Source organism: Streptomyces sp. NRRL S-920, assembly GCF_000717945.1.
GTDB lineage: Bacteria > Actinomycetota > Actinomycetes > Streptomycetales > Streptomycetaceae > Streptomyces > Streptomyces alboniger.
Genome location: NZ_JODF01000023.1, coordinates 66,754 through 82,407, shown reverse-complemented (window position 1 = coordinate 82,407; position 15,654 = coordinate 66,754). Strand labels below are relative to the sequence as shown.

Annotated in this window: 4 protein-coding genes; all 4 read right to left on the bottom strand. The window is 73.3% G+C overall.

The window, feature by feature from the left end; all coding sequences use genetic code 11:
* Positions 1–4: 4 nt before the first annotated feature.
* From IG54_RS0118660 to IG54_RS0118645, 4 genes are read right to left on the bottom strand one after another with little or no spacing between them, the layout of a single operon-like run.
* Positions 5–3,946: a non-ribosomal peptide synthetase gene (locus IG54_RS0118660; RefSeq protein WP_030785084.1), complete on the bottom strand. Its 3,942-nt coding sequence runs from the start codon at positions 3,944–3,946 to the stop codon at positions 5–7.
* The gene (locus tag IG54_RS0118655) at positions 3,943–10,914 is read right to left on the bottom strand and encodes a non-ribosomal peptide synthetase (protein ID WP_051819649.1); all 6,972 of its coding nucleotides are present in this window, start codon (positions 10,912–10,914) and stop codon (positions 3,943–3,945) included. Before IG54_RS0118655 ends, IG54_RS0118660 begins: the two co-directional genes overlap by 4 nt.
* Positions 10,911–14,351 carry a non-ribosomal peptide synthetase gene (locus IG54_RS0118650; RefSeq protein WP_030785080.1) on the bottom strand — a complete coding sequence of 1,147 codons (3,441 nt, stop codon included), beginning with the start codon at positions 14,349–14,351 and terminating at the stop codon, positions 10,911–10,913. Before IG54_RS0118650 ends, IG54_RS0118655 begins: the two co-directional genes overlap by 4 nt.
* Positions 14,329–15,648 carry an MFS transporter gene (locus tag IG54_RS0118645; protein ID WP_063756235.1) on the bottom strand — a complete coding sequence of 440 codons (1,320 nt, stop codon included), beginning with the start codon at positions 15,646–15,648 and terminating at the stop codon, positions 14,329–14,331. The genes IG54_RS0118650 and IG54_RS0118645 overlap by 23 nt, the downstream gene beginning before the upstream one ends.
* Between the last annotated feature and the right edge of the window lie 6 nt (positions 15,649–15,654).

Genomic DNA, 15,654 nt, shown 5'->3' with positions numbered 1-15,654 from the left:
CGAACTACCGCGTCATCCGGTCGATCAGGGCGGCGAGTTCTGTCACGTACGGCGGCTCGAACAAGGTCAGGTGGTCTCCTTCCAGGACGTGGTGGGTCAGCCGGGCCGGGGCGCAGACAGCGGACCAGGAGCGGAGCGCGGCGTGCCGGAAGTCCGCCTCCTGTTTCTCGGCCTGGACCAGTGCGACCGGGCCGGCGTACCGCGACGGGCGGTAGGCCCGGGCGGCCCGCAGATGGGCGCGGTTGGTGCGTCGTCGGAGGTCGAGCCGGAGCGACTCGTCGGCGCTCATGTGCGTCTCCCCCGCTATGGGGCCCGGCTCCTCCGCCTCGTCGTCCTCGTCGAACTCCGGGAGCTGTGCGGAGAGGTAGCTCTCGACGAGGAAGAGCATCTCGGCGCGCTCACCGCGCAGTTCGAGGAGCCGGGCCATTTCGAAGGCCACGAGCCCGCCCATGGACCAGCCCAGCAGCAGATACGGGCCGGTCGGCGCCACCTTGCTTACGGCCGCCAGATAGCGGGCGGCCAGCGCCTCGACGCTCCGGTCCTCGTGGCCGGCGCCGTCCGCCGACGTCTGGAGGGCGTACAGCGGGCCGCGCAGCTCGGGGCGGGCGGCGAGATGGCGGAAGCCGGTGGCCTCGCCGCCCGCCGGGTGGACGCAGAACAGAGGGGTGGTGCCCTCTCCCCCGGGCCTGAGGAGCACGATGTCGTCCGGGAGCGTGTGCCGGTCGGCGTCGCGCGCCTTGAGCAGCCGGGCCAGGTGCTTCGGCGTGGCCGCCCGCGCGGACCGCCCCACCTCGTGATCCGGCCCCACTACCGGCCCCGGCTCCGGTTCCGAGAAGAGCACGGGGACCGGTAGCTCGGCGTGGAACTCCCCGTTGAGCCGTGCGATCAGCCGTACGGCCAGCAGGGAGTGGCCGCCGAGCGCGAAGAAGTCGTCGTCCGCGCCGACGGGGGCGACACCGAGCAGTTCCTCGAAGACCCTGGCCACGGCGGCCTCCACGCGGTCGGCCGGTGGTGTGCCGGCCCCGCCCGCCGCAGCGACCGGGGAGCCGGTGCTGCCGGCCTGGACGAGGGCTCGCACCGCGGCCTGGTCCACCTTGCCGTTCGATGTGAGGGGTATCGCCTCGGTCCTTGCGTACGTTCGCGGCACCAGCTGGGCCGGCAGCCGCTCGGCCAGGTGGGCGTGCAGGGCCCGCGTCGTCGTGGCGTGGACGTCGTCGGTGACGACACAGGCGGCCAGGTGGTCGCCGTACTCCTCGTCCGCGACCAGGACGACGGCGGCGTCCCGCACGCCGGGGCTCCGCAGCAGCGCGGCGCGGATCTCCTCGGGTTCCGCCCGCACCCCGTTGACCTTGATCTGGTCGTCCATCCGGCCCAGGTATCGGATCAGGCCGTCCGGGCCGACGCAGGCGAGGTCGCCCGAGCGGTACACCCGGCGGCCGGGCTCCGGTGAGAAGGGGTGGGGTACGAACCGTTCGGCGGTGGCGGCGGGGGCGCCCAGATAGCCGCGGGCGAGGCTGGTGCCGCCGATGTAGATCTCACCCGGCACGCCCACCGGCACGGGGGTGAGGTTCTCGTCCAGGACGAGCACCTCGGCGTGGTCCATGGGCCGGCCGATGGGCACGGGGCCGGGGCCGTCGTGCACGCCCACCTCGTGCACGCACACGCCGACGGCGGTCTCGGTCGGCCCGTACTCGTTGAAGATCCTCGTCCCCGGCGCGTGTGTCGTCCAGGTGTCGACCGCACTCCTGTCGAGGGCCTCGCCGCCGAGGACGAGGGAGCCGGTGGTGCCCGCCAAGTGCCCTGGTGCCACGGACTGGTTGATGACCTTCAGGTGCGACGGGGTCAGCTTGAGCAGGTCGAGGCCGGTCCGGTCGGCCAGGTCCGCGGAGAGGGCGAGGACGTCCCGCCAGGCGGGGTCGAGGAGGACGGGGCGGCCTGTGATGAGCGGCAGGAACAGACTCGTCACGGTGAGGTCGAAGCCGATCGAGGAGTGCGCCATGGCTCCGCCCCGGCCGTCCGCGCCGTCGGCCCGGTGCTCGCCCTCTCCGCCGTCGCGAACGGCGCCCGGAGCGACGTACGTTCGAGCGCTCCACAGCAGGTAGTCGCACACGGCCCGGTGGGGCAGCATCACCCCCTTCGGTGTCCCGGAGGAGCCGGAGGTGAACATGATGTACGCGAGGTGGTCCGGGCCCGCCGCGCACGACGGTCCGGGTTCGGCTCCCGCGCCCGTACCGGCGGGTGGCAGGTCGCGCAGGTCGAGACACGCGACGCCCTCGGCCGCCACCGCCTCATTCGGGCGGTCGGTGAGCAGCATGCGGCATCCGGCCCGCTCCAGCAGTTCCCGGGTCCGCAGCGGCGGGAGCAGCGGATCGAGCGGCACATACGTCCCTCCGGCCTTGAGCACGGCCAGCAGGGCGACGACCAGCGCGGCCGAAGGGGCCGCCCGCACCGCCACCGGGGTTTCCACGCGCACGCCCCGGGCGCGCAGCACGCCGCTCCACCGGTCCGCCCGCGTGTCGAGTTCCCGGAAGGTGAGCCGGTCGGGTCCGGCCACGACGGCGAGGGCGTCGGGGGTCCGTCGGGCCTGCCGCTCGACGAGGCCGTGCAGGCACCGGCCGTCCGCCGGCTCAGGGGGGTGGGCCCGCGGCCGGGCGGCGCCGGCCGCGGGAGGCAGGCTCGCCTCGCGCACGGGGGTGGCGGGTGCGGCCAGCAGCTCGGCGAGGAGTACGGCGTACTGGTCGGCGAGCGTGCGGACATAGGCGTCGTCGAACTGCCGGCCGTCGTAGTGCCAGGTCGTACGGCCTTCCGTCGCGCCCAGGGAGCAGGTCAGGCGGAGGGCGTGGGGCTCGGTCTCGACGTCGTCCCAGGCCACGGCGAAGGCGACGCCGTCGGCGCTCCGTGGGGCCGGGGTGTCGACGCAGCGGAAGCCGATGTCGCGCTCTGTCTGCTGCGCGGCACCGGAGGGCGGGGTGTCCGGCTGGGCCTCCTCGGCGTCGGACAGGGCGCGTTCCGCGCGGGCGGCGAGGGCGTCGAGGACCAGACCGGGGTCGATCCGCGCGGGGATCTCCGCCCACTGGGCGAAGTGGCCGAGGGCGGTGGCCGTCTCCTCGAACTCCCGGCCGCTGAGCAGCGTGTCGACGGTGATGTCGGGCTGTCCGCCGACTCTGGCCAGCAGCGTCTGCCAGCAGGCGAGCAGCACGGCCCCCGGCCGCACGCGCCGCCGCCGCGCGTAGTGGTGGACGGCCGTCGTGACGGCGTCCGGCAGGGGCGCGGTGGCGGTACGGCGCTCGGGCAGGCCGGGGCCGGGAGGCCGACGCAGCGGCAAGGAGAGCCGTGAGGTGGGTGCGCCCGGTGCGTGGTGGGGTGGTTCTTCGCTGAATTCCTGGTGCTGCCACTCGGCGAACTGGCTGTACTGGAGCACTTCGTCGGTGGGCGGTGTGCCCGCGTACCGCTCGGCCAGCTCGTCGACGAGCAGCCTCAGCGTGTGCCCGTCCGCGGCCAGGGCGCTCGTGGTGAGCAGCAGCGTGTGGCGGCGGGGGCCGAGGGCGAAGAGGGCGGCCCGCAGCACCGGGTCGTTCGGCCCGCCGTGCGGCTGCTTCCGCCGGGCGCGGATCTCCTCGTCGATCCTGCGGCGGCGTGCTGTCTCGTCCAGGTGGCCCAGCTCGGTGTGGGACCAGTGTGGGCCAGGATGGTCCGCTTCGTGGACGACGAGCAGCGCGTCGCGGGCGCCCGGCACCCGTTGGAAGACCGAGCGGAGGATCTCGTGGCGGGCCACCGTGTCGTGCAGGGCGGCCGTGAGCCGGTCCGTGTCCAGCTCGCCGTCGAGGGTGACGAGCACGTGCGCCCAGGACGGCACGCCGCGTTCTGCCAGCTCCCACAGCCGCCGCTGGCGGAACGACAGCCGGAACCCCTCCACGCGCCCTACCTGCTCCGCCTCCGCCGTCACTGGTACCTCACCATGTCGCCCATGGCGACGAGGAGTTCGCGCTCGCCGCGGAAGGGGTTGCGGGCGTGGGCGGTGAGGATGTTGTCCAGCAGCAGCACGTCACCGCGTTGCCAGGGGAAGGAGACCTCCAGCTCCCGGTAGGCCCGCAGGATCTCGTGCATCGCCTCGTCGGGTATCTCGGTGCCGTCGCCGAACCGGCAGCTGCGCGGGAGTTCCTCCGGGGCCATGGTGGACAGCAGCGACTGCCGTACCTCCGCGGAGAGGCAGGCGGTGTGCCAGTGCTGTGCCTGGTTGAACCAGGACCACTCGCCGGTGCGTGGATGGCGCAGCACGGCGGGCCGTACGGCGGTGGTGCGCAACCGGTCGCCGTGCCACTCGTAGCGCAGTCCCTGTCGGGCGCAGCGGGCCTCGGCCTCGGCCCGGTCCCCGGTCCGGAAGACGTCCCGCCAGTCGAGGCCGAGTCCGGTGCCGTAGTTGCGGACGTACATGACCCCCTTGGCGGTGAACTCCTCGCGCAGCGCCGGGTCCAGCCTGCGGTGGACGGCGCGGCTGTCGACCAGGGGTGTCTCGCCGCCGGTGTCGGCCGGGCGGGCGCAGCAGAACCAGATGCGGGACGGGCCCTCGTCGTTGAAGGAGTTCTCGTTGTGCCAGAGCAGTTTCTCCTCGGGCGGGAAGAACACCGGCGTGTAGACGTTGCCGCCGAGTGCGGCGCGCGGGTGCTCGCCGTTCTCGCCGAAGAGGTCGTCGACGAACACGGAGGCGAAGCGTTCCAGGGCGCCCGGGTCGGTGACGGCGAAGCCCCGGAAGAGCAGGGCGCCGTGCCGTTCCAGATCGGTGTCGAGCCGGGTGCGGTGCGAGCGGGCCCAGGTCTCCAGGTCGACGTCCGGGCGGGCCGGGCGCAGCACGAGCGGCAGATCGGCGCCGTCCCGCAGCGGCTCCCGTACGACCACCTCGTCCGTGTCCACGGTGACCTTGGTGGGCTTGATTCCGCGCAGGGCGCCGGGGCCGCGCCGCTTGGCCCTGCCCGGCGCGGGACGGGCTGTGGGCGCCGTGGCGGGCAGGGGCGCTTCGGCGATCGAGGTGTCGGGGCGGGCGGCCATGTCGGCGGCCAGGGCGACGTACTGCTCGCTCAGTTCCTCCATGGTCGACGCGTCGAAGAGGTCGGGGTCGTAGTTGAGGAACCCGGCGATCCCGTCGTCGTCCTCCTCCAGGACGAGGGTGACGTCGAAGCGGCTGGTGTCGATGAGGTCGGCCGTGAAGGGGCTCAGCCGCAGGCCGGCCATGGCGTCGGTGGCCCGCCGGTTGTTGTTGAGCACCAGTTTGATCTGGAAGAGCGGGCTCTGGTTGCGGGTGCGGGGCGGGCTGAGGGCCTTGACGACCTCCTCGAACGGCAGGTCCTGGTGCGCGTAGGCTTCCAGCGCCACGTCCTTGGTGCGGCCCAGGAGTTCGCGCCAGGTCGGGGCGCCGGCGAGGTCGGCGCGCAGCACGATCTGGTTGACGAAGAAGCCGATCAGCGGTTCGGTCCTGCTGTCGGAGCGGCCGGCGACGTCCGAGCCCACCACTAGATCGGTCTCGCCGGTCCGCCGGTTCACCACCGCGTACAGGGCGGCGAGCAGCGCCATGAACAGGGTGCTGTCCTCTTCCCGGCACAGCGTGCGCATGCCGTCCGTGGCCGGGGCCGGGATGCGGAAGCGCAGGCTCTCGCCCCGCTTTTCGGGGTGTGCCGGGCGCGGCCTGTCCAGGGGCAGCCCCGGGAGGTCGAGGATGCCCCGCAGGCGTGCCGTCCAGTGATCCACCAGAGGGTCGAAGTGGCCGGCGTCGGCGAGCCTGCGCTGCCAGACCGCGTAGTCCGCGTACTGCACGGGCAGTTCGGGCAGGCGGGGCGCCCGGTGCTCGCGGCCCGCGGTGTACAGCTCGGCCAGTTCGTCCAGCAGGACGGCGGCGGACCAGCCGTCCACCGTCACATGATGGGCCGTCAGCAGCAGTACGTGGTCGGCCGTGTCCAGTCGGAGCAGCCGGGCCCGCAGGACGGGCCCGGTGGCCAGGTCGAAGGGTTCGGCGTACTGCTCCCTGGCCAGCCGTCGCGCCTCCTGTTCCCGCTGCTCCGGCGGGTAGGAGGTCAGGTCGGTGAGCGGGAGCGCGGGCGGCTCGGCGGGCAGTACGGTCTGGAACGGCTGCCCGTCACGAGCGGTGAGCACGGTCCTGAGCACCTCGTGCCGCCGTACGATCTCCGCCAACGACCGGCGCAGCAGGGCGACGTCGAGTTCGCCCGTGAGGCGGACGAGGACGGGGAAGTTGTATTGGGCGGTGTCCGGGTCCATCTGGTGGAGGAACCAGAGGCGTTCCTGGGCGAAGGAGGCCGGTACGGCCCCGTCCCGTTCGGCGGGGGCCAGCGCGGGCAGCACGGGCCGGTTCTTCTCGGTGACCAGGCCGTCGACGAGGGCGGCCAGCGCGCCGAGTGTCGAGGCGTCGAACGGTCCGCGGATCGGCACCTCCACCTCGAACTCCTCGCGCAGCCGGAACACGAGCCGGAAGGTGAGCAGGGAGTGTCCGCCGAGGTCGAAGAAGTCGTCCTCGGCGCGGATGCCGTCGCGGCCGAGCAGTTCGCTCCAGATGGCGGCCATCCGCCGTTGCGTGGGGGTCAGTTCGGCCTCGGTCCGCTCCTCGTGGTCCCCGGTGCCGTCCTCAGTGGTCAGGGGCAGGTCGGTGAGTGCGGCGCGGTCGACCTTGCCGTTGGCGTTGAGGGGGATCCGGCGCAGCACGACGTAGCGGGTGGGGAGAAGGGGTTCGGGCAGGCGTTCGGCGAGGCGGGACTCGATGCCGGGCAGTGCGGCGAGCGCCGCGGGGCGCCACAGCGGCGCGGTGGCGAGCCGGTGCGGCTCCGTGGCGGTGACGACCGGTGGCAGCGCCGTCGGCGGCGTTCCCCGGCGGTGCAGCAGCAGGTCGTAGGAGCCGTCGGGCCGTCCCTCGGCCCAGCTCGGTTCGGCTTCGTACCCGTGGCTCGCGGCCAGGCGGCACAGCTCCTCCGGGTCGGCGCCCGGCCGTACGGTGTCCGGCGCGGCACCGGAGAGCCGGGCCAGCAGCCGCAGGTCTCCCGTCAGCCGGGCGTTGGGGATGGCGCGCAGGACGAGCCGGTCGGGGTGTTCGGCGCCGAGCAGCGCGTCCAGGCCGTCGGCGTCCAGGCCCTCCGCCTGCCAGTCCCGTTCCGGCGGTGGCCCGGCCGGCCCGGCCTCGGGGTCTTCGTCCGCCGTAAGCTCGCCGGTGATGGTGAGTACGACGTCGTAGCGGTACCGGGTCAGTTCGTTGTCGGCCGTTCCCCGTTTCGGCAGGACCTTGACCGAGCCGACCCGCGGCCACCGTGCGGTCAGTGCGCCGAAGAGGCGGGGGTCGAGGCAGAGTTCGTTCTCGGTCTCCCCGCGCCAGGTCGTCTCGGCACGCAGGACGGCGTCGGTGGTGCCCGGCTTCGCGCGGTGGGCGGCGACGGAGGCGTGGAAGGCGTCCAGGAGGGCGAGGTTGCGCAGGTCGCCGAGGAACACCCGGCCGCCGAGGGGCAGCGCGTCGATCGCCCGCTCCAGGACCGCCAACAGGTAGTCCACGGACGGGAAGTACTGGACCACGGAGTTCAGGATCACGGTGTCGTACGTCTCGCCCGGGTGGATCGCGAGATGGGCGGGGGCGGTCCGCAGCCCGATCCGCTCGGGTGCGACGGTGGTGCCGATCTGTCGCCGCAGCCGTTCGACGACCTGCTCGGACAGGTCCACGACCTGGTAGAAGTCGCAGTCGGGGGCGACCCGGGTGAGGATCAGGCCGGTGCCGCAGCCGATCTCCAGGGCCCGCTTCGGCCGCAGCGCGCGTATGCGCTCGACCGTGGCGTCGAGCCACTCGCGCATCGCGTCGGCCTCGATCGGCTCGCTGGTGTAGCTGCTGTTCCAGCCGGCCAGGTCGAACGACGGGTCGGCGGGGTGCTCCGCGCCGCTGTAGGTGTTCTCGTACAGCGTCTGCCATCGGCTCACCCAGTCCGTCTCGGCCGCCGCGTCCGACGGTGCGCCGACGCCGGTGTCGGGGCTGACGAAGGCGACCAGCTGCCGGGATTCGGGGGTGGGGCCGTGCACGATCACGGCGGCCTCCCGGACCGCCGGGTCCCGGGTCAGCTCGGCGGCCACTTCCCGCGGTTCGACCCGGTGACCGCGTATCTTCACCTGGTCGTCGAGGCGGCCCAGGTATTCGAGGTCTCCGCCGGCCGTCCGGCGCACCCGGTCACCGGTCCGGTACAGGCGTCCGCCCGGCTCGGCGCCGAAGGGGTCGGGGACGAATCGTTCCGCCGTCAGGCCGGGGCGGTTCCAGTAGCCGTGGCAGACGCCCGCCCCGCCGACGTACAGCTCTCCGGGCGCTCCCGGTGGCACCGGGTTCATCGCCTCGTCGAGCACGTACAGCCGCGTGTGGTGCACGGGCCTGCCGATCGGCACGCGGCCGAAGCCGCCGACCGGGTGCGCGCTGTCGTACGCGGCGCAGGCCACGGCGGTCTCCGTCGGGCCGTACTCGTTGACGATCCGGGGCGCTCCGGTCCCCGTGCGCCAGGCCGCGAGCTGCTCCTCGTGCAGCTCCTCACCGCCGACGATCAGGGTGCGGGTCCACGCCGCGGCACGGGCGGGGGCCGTGGAGCCCTCCAGCATCCTCAGGTGCGAGGGAGTGAGCTTGACGAAGGCGAGGCCGGTGTCCGCCTCGGCCGAGGCGCGCAGGGCCTCGCCGGGTGTGCCGCGGTCGTCGGCGAGCAGCAGGCGCCGGCCGGCCAGCAGGGGGGCGAAGAGGCTCGTCACGGTCAGATCGAAGGAGAGCGAGGAGTGCACGGGGACGGCGCCGTCCGCCTCGGGCGGCAGGTACGTCTCCACCGCCCACAGCAGGTAGTTGGCGACTTGGCGGTGGGAGAGCATGGCGCCCTTGGGCCCGCCGGTCGAGCCGGAGGTGTACATCAGGTACATCAGGTCGTCGGGCCCGCCGGCACCTTCCGGCGGGGCGCCGGTCGCCTCCTCGGCGACCTTGTCCGGGTTCACCACGAGGGTCGGGATGTCCGGGACGGCAAGGACCGCCGGGTCCTCCGGTCGTGCGTCGGTGACCAGCAGGACGGCCTCGCTGTCGTGCAGCATGTGATCGCGCCGGGCCTTCGGATAGGCCGGGTCGAGCGCCACGTACGCGGCGCCGCTCTTCAGTACGGCGAGCAGCACGACCAGCGCCTCGGGCGTGCGGGGCAGCAGCACCGCGACGACGCGGCCGGGACCTGCGCCGAGGCCGCGCAGCCGGTGGGCGAGGCCGTTGGCCCGGTGGTCGAGGTCTCGGAAGGTCAGGTCGGTGCGGCCCGGCGCCGACACGGCCACCGCGTCGGGGGTGGCGCGGGCTCGCTCGGCGATGAGCCGGTCCACGCGGGTGTCCTGGGGGCGGTCGGCAGGTGCGCCCTGGCCCTCGCGCAGGATCTGCTCGCGCTCCGAGGCCGTCAGCAGCGGCAGCTCGCCGATCCGTGTGTCGGGGGCGGCGGCCACGGCGTCGAGCAGGACACCCAGCGATCGGGCGAGCCGTTCGCCGGTCGCCGTGTCGAACAGGTCCGTGGCGTGGATGAGCCGGCCCTCCAGTCCGGTGTCGGTCTCCCAGACGTTCAGGTCGAGGTCGAAGCGGGCGGCGTCGTGGTCCAGGTGGTCCAGGTGGTCCAGTGGGACCAGACCGACCCCGCCCGGCAGGGTGCGAATTGGACGCGGTGGCGTGTTGTGCAGGGTGAAGTTGACCTGGTAGATCGGGTTCCTGCCGGGGCTGCGCTCCGGGTGCAGCCGCCGGGCCACCAGGTCGAGGGGCACGTCCTGGTTCTCGTACGCCTCCAGGCACGTCGTACGGACCTCGGCGAGGAAGTCCTCGAAGGACGCCTTCGGTGCGACCCGCGAGCGCAGCGGGACCGAGTTGGCGAAGAAGCCGACCAGATCGTGGAAGCCGCGGTAGCGCCGGTTGGCGACGGGGGTGCCGACCACCACGTCGTCGTGGCCGCCGTACCGGGCGAGCACGATCTGGAACGCCGCGAGCAGCACCATGAACAGGGTGCCGCCGCTGCGCGCGGAGACCTTCCGCAACTCGTCGGTCACCGGTGCGGGGACGGTGAACACCGTGGACTCGGCGCGTCCCTCGGGGCGCTCGGGCCGGGGGCGGTCGGCCGGCAGCGGCATCGGGTCCGGGGCGCCGGCCAGTCGACGTTCCCAGTAGTCCAACTGGGCGGCGGCCTCGGCGCCCTCGGCCCACTCGTGCTGCCAGCGGGCGTACTCGGCGTACTCCACCGTGTGGGCGGGCAGTTCGGGTGCCTGCCCGTCCAGGCGCGCCCCGTACGCGGTGCCCAGCTGGCTCAGGAAGACGTCCACGGACCAGCCGTCGATGACGGCGTGGTGGAAGGTGAGCACCAGAACCGCGTCGTCGGTGGCGAGGCGGAGCAGCCGGTACCTCAGCAGCGGTCCCTCGGCCAGGTCGAAGGGCTCCTCGGCGTCCGCCCGCGCGAGCCGCTCGGCCTGCGCCCGCCGTTCGTGCGCGGGAAGCGCGGACAGGTCGACGACGGGCAGCGCGTGCTGCCGGTGCGGCAGGACTCGCTGCACGGTACGGCCGTCGCGGACCGGAAGGACCGTGCGCAGGACGGCGTGGTGGCGCAGCAGGTCGTTGAGGGCGGCTTCGAGGGCGGTGTCGTCCAGTGGTCCGGTGAGGCGGTGCACGACGGGGCTGTGGTAGGCCGGGCTGTCCGGATCCAGTCCGGACAGGAACGCCATCCGGCGCTGGGTGAAGGACGCGGGGGCCTCTCCGTCGTCGTCCAGGGCGGGCAGTCCGGTCGGGGCGCCCCGCTCCCACAGGCGTTGGCGCAGCAGGGCCCGTTGCCCGGCGGGGAGGCGTTCGATCCTGCCCCGCAGATCCGCGTCGATCGCGTCGGCCGTCCCGGTGGTGTGCGTCATGCGGATCCCCCCGCTCGTTCATCGGCGCGCCGGGACTCGGCGAGCCGCTCCAATTCGGCGACCAGGCCGTCGAGTTGTTCCGCGCCGTCATCCGCTCGCGCGGACACTGCCACGGCCGCTGCCTCGTCGGCGGCCCGCTCGACCTCGACGGCGAGCCCGGCCAGGGTCGGTACGTCGAACAGGGTGCGCAACGGCAGGGTCACCCCGAGCCGTTCGCGGACCGAGGCGCGCACCACGGAGGCCAGCAGCGAGTGACCGCCGATGAGGAAGAAGCTGTCGTGCACCCCGAAGGACCGCACGCGCAGGGCATCCGCCCAGATGTCCCACAGGGCGCGCTCCGTCGCCGTCCTCGGTGGCACGGTGCCGATGTCCGGCGGGTCGCCCGCGCCCTCGGCAATGCCGGGCAGCGCCCGTCCGTCGATCTTCCCGCTGGGTGTCGTGGGCAGTTCGTCGAGCATGACGACATGGCCGGGCACCATGTGCGACGGCAGCCGCTCGCGCAGCCCGCCCAGCAGCTCCGGCGGGGACGGGCGGCACCCCGGCCCGGGGACGACGTAGGCGACGAGCCGCCGGTCCCCGGCGACGTCGACCGCCCGTACGACGCATTCACGCACGTCGTCGCGGTCCAGCAGCGCCGCCTCGACCTCCCCCGGCTCGATGCGGTAGCCCCGGATCTTCACCTGCTGGTCGGCACGGCCGAGGAAGTCCAACGCCCCGTCCGGCAGCCTTCGCACCAGGTCTCCGGTGCGGTACATCAGCGCCCCCGGCCGGGAGGCGAACGGATCCGGCAGGAAGCGCTCCGCGGTGCGGCCCGGGCGGCCCAGGTAACCCCGGGCGACCCCGGGCCCACCGACGTACAACTCGCCGGTCACCCCGATCGGCACGGGGCACAGCTCCTGGTCCAGCACGTGCAGCGTGGTGTTGGTGAGCGCGGAGCCGATGGGCACGCTCGGGGCGTCCTCGGGCAGCCGGTCCACCAGGTGGGTCGTGGAGAACGTCGCGTTCTCGCTCGGGCCGTACCCGTTGTGCAGGTGCTCGGGCGGCGCGCCGCTGTGCAGCACAGCGCGGGTGCGGCGGGGGTCCATCACCTCTCCGACGACGAACAGGTGGCGCAGCCCGCCGAAGGCTCTCGGGTCGATGTCGGCCACCCGGTTGAAGAGGGTGCCGGTGAGGGCGACGATCGTCGGCCGCAGCTCGCGCAGCGCGGTAAGCACCTCGTCGGGTCCGAGGGGTTCGTCGCCGGGGAGCACGTCCACTCGGGCGCCGTTGCACAGCGCGCCCCACACCTCGAAGGCGGTGATGTCGAAGGCCGGGTCACCGAGGTGCAGGAGTACGTCGCCGGGGCCGATGGACACGTAGTCGGTCGCGGTGATCAGCCGCACGACGGCCCGATGGGGTATCCCGACAGCTTTGGGCCGCCCGGTCGAACCGGAGGTGTGCACCACCGCGGCCAGGCCGAGGGGGTGGGAGCGGGAGCGCGGAGGCGGGCCGACGGGGCAGGGCCTGACGTGTTCCGGTTCCGTGCCCGCGGCCGCGGGGCTGTCGTGGTCCGCGTCGGTGAGCCGCAGTACCGGTACGCCCAGGCCGTGCAGCCAGGCGGGCGGTTCGGCGGGGCCGAGGACGGCCGAGATCTCGGCGTCGTCGGCCATGGACCGCAGCCGTTCCTCGGGGTGGCCGGGGTCGAGGACGAGGGGGGCGCCGCCGGCCAGGAGTACGCCGAGCATGCCTGTGACCAGGTCGGCGGAGCGTCGCATGTGCAGGGCGACGGCGGAGTCCGGGGTGACGCCGGCCGCGATCAGGGTCTGTGCGACACGGTCGGCCCGCCCCCGTAACTGCTCGTACGTCCAGGATCCGGTGCGGTCGGTGAGGGCGAGAGTCTGCGGGGCGCGTTCTGCGAACGCGAGGAACAGGCCGTCCACGGTGGCCGGTTCGGGCAGGGGGCGGTCGGTGGCGTTCCAGGCGTCGAGCCGGGCGCGGTCCTCGGGTGACAGCAGGGGAATCTCCGTGGTCCGCCGGTCGGGGGTCTCGGCGAGGGCGGTGAGCAGTGTGCGGTAGGCGCTCGCCATGCGGTCGGCCGACTCCGGCACCCACAGGTCGGACGCCAGGCGCATCTCGGCCCCGAGACCGCCCCGACCCTCGCCGCCGCCATCGCCAACGTGGCCGCCGCCGTCATCAGTCACCGTGCACTGGAGGTCGTAGGGGACGGTCGCGTCGTCCAGGGTGAGCTGAGACGTGGTGAGACCCGCCGCGGTGAAGCCTGTACGCCGCTCCCCCGTCACGTCCCCCGTCACGGCGAAGACCGCCTGGCAGAGCGGGTGGCGGCGCACGTCCTGCTCCTGCTCCTGCTCGCAGAGTTGAACGAGTTGTCCGAAGGTGACGCCGGTGTGCCGCTCCGCCTCGTCCCGGGCGTGTGCGACGCGACGCACCGCCTCCCGTAAGGAGGGACGGCCCGTCAGATCGACCCGCAACGGAAGCAGATCCTCGTAAGGTCCGAATGCCGTCCTCGCGGACGTGGGCGGACGACGGTCCAGGGGCGTGCCGAACACCACGTCGTGCCGACCCGTCCAGCGCGCCAGCAGCACGGCGAAGGCGGCCGCCGGCACCGTCCACGCCGGTACGCCTTCCTCGCGGGCGAGCCGTCGCAGGGCCTTGGCAGATCGGGTGTCGAGGTCCAGCCCTCGGCCCGTCGCACGGCCGGTCGGTATCCTCGGCCGGGTCCGGTCGAGCGGCAGGTCGAGCGCCAGGTCGAGCGGGGGAAGGCCCGCCAACTTCCGTTTCCAGTAAGCGAGATCTTCGTGCCGGGTTTCCCGCTCCGGAGTCGCCTGGTCCGCGTGCGAGAGCGGGGGCAGCGCCGGATCCCCGCCCAATGCCGCGTAAGCGCAGGCCAGTTCATGCTCCAGCACCGTGAGCGAGGCCCGGTCGGCGACGATGCGGTGCGCGGTGAGCAGCAGCACGTGCCGCTCCTCGCCGGTGCGCACCAGGGTGGCACGCAGCGCGGGCCCGCGGTCGAGGGCGAAGGGCCGGGCGCTCTCCTCGGCCAGTACGCGGCGCAGTTCCGCCTCGGGCTCGGATACGCCCCGGGCGTCCGTCCCCGACGTGGATTTTTCCGCGAGGTCCAGTCGCCGCAGCGGTACCTCGGCCGTCGCATGGACGGTGCGGCGTGGCCCGTCCCCGCGGTCGTCGAAGGTACTGCGGAGCAGTTCGTGGCGGGAGACGGGGTCCCGCAGGGCGGACGCCAGTCGTCCGGCGTCCAGTGGGCCCTCGATGAGAGTGGCGGCGGACACGTGGTGGACCGGGGCGGCGACGGCGTTCCGCTCCAGGTACCACAGCCTTTTCTGGCCCTGGGAGAGCGGCAGCCGGGGCGCCCCCGCGGTGCGGGGCATCGGTCGTTCTTCCAGGTCGTACTGCCGGTCGTCATCGTCGGGCTTCGGCGTCATCCCCGTGACTCTCCTCTCGTGGTAGCGGCGCGTCAGCGGACTGTGTGGGCGGGAGGGGTACGGCGGTCTGCTCCGGTCGGCGCTGTCGAATGGGAGTGAAGGCGGCGGCCACCACCACGGCCAGGAAGACGACCGCCACCGCGGTCAGCGGCCCGCGGGTCCCCAGCCTGCCGACCAGGGCGGTGAGCAGAGCCGCGCCGAGGGGCGCGAGGCTGCCGTGGATCGTCCAGAACGCGGAGGTGACCCGGCCGAGCAGATGGTCCGGCGTGACCTGCTGCCGCAGGGACATCGAGCAGACGCCCGCCAGTGCCATGCCGAAGGAGTAGAGACAGATCGTCAGGGCCGCCACAGGCACCTGCCCGGTGACGCCCAGCACCAGCACCGACACCGAGCACAGACTCATCGCGCCGAGCCAGCAGGGGCCGAACCCCCAGGAGCGGCGCAGCCATGCGGTCGCGGCGGCGGCCACGCAGGTGCCGAGCCCGGCCAGCGCGAGGACGTAGCCCACCGTGCGCTCGTCCTGCCCGAGGCCGTGCCGCAGGTGGTAGATGAAGACGTCGGTCATGCCCAGGCTGAGGAAGGTGGTGACCGTCAGCAGCATGGTGAGGGCCCTCAGCACCGGCGTGCGCCACAGGAACGCGGCGCCGACCAGGAACCCGGAGCGCAGGTCCTGGGCCCAGGCCGCCTTGTTCTCCGCCTCGTCGCCCGGCGAGCGCACGCTGGGCCTGAGCCTGATGAAGGCCAACCCCACGAGAGAGATCCCGAAGCTGCCCGCGTTGATGGCGACCGCGGCCGTGGGCCCGAACAATCCGGCCACCACACCGGCCAGCGCCGGGCCCGCGATGTAGGCGATCGCGTTGGTCGCCTCCAGCCGGCCGTTCGCCGCGACGATCTGCTCCTTGTCGACGAGGTTCGGCACAGCGGTGACATAAGTGATCCGGAACAACGTCTCGAAGACGGACGCCAGCGCCATGACCACGTACAGCAGCCAGATCTGCGGGTTCAGGGCCCAGCAGACCGGGATCGCGCCGTACAGCACCAGCCGGGCGGCGTCGCACAGCATCAGCAGCCGCCGCCGGTCGAAGCGGTCGGCCCAGGAGCCGCCCACCAGACCGGTGAGCAGCGCGGTGGCGCCCGCGACGGCCGTGAGCAGCCCCATCTGTGCCGCTGACCCGGTGGTGTGCAGCACCAGCAGGGGAAGCGCCACCAGCGAGAACGCGTTGCCGACCTCGGACAGCGCCTGGACCGCCCAGAAGATGGAGAAGTCCCGGTTGGACCGAAGCGAACGCGCGAACATACGAGG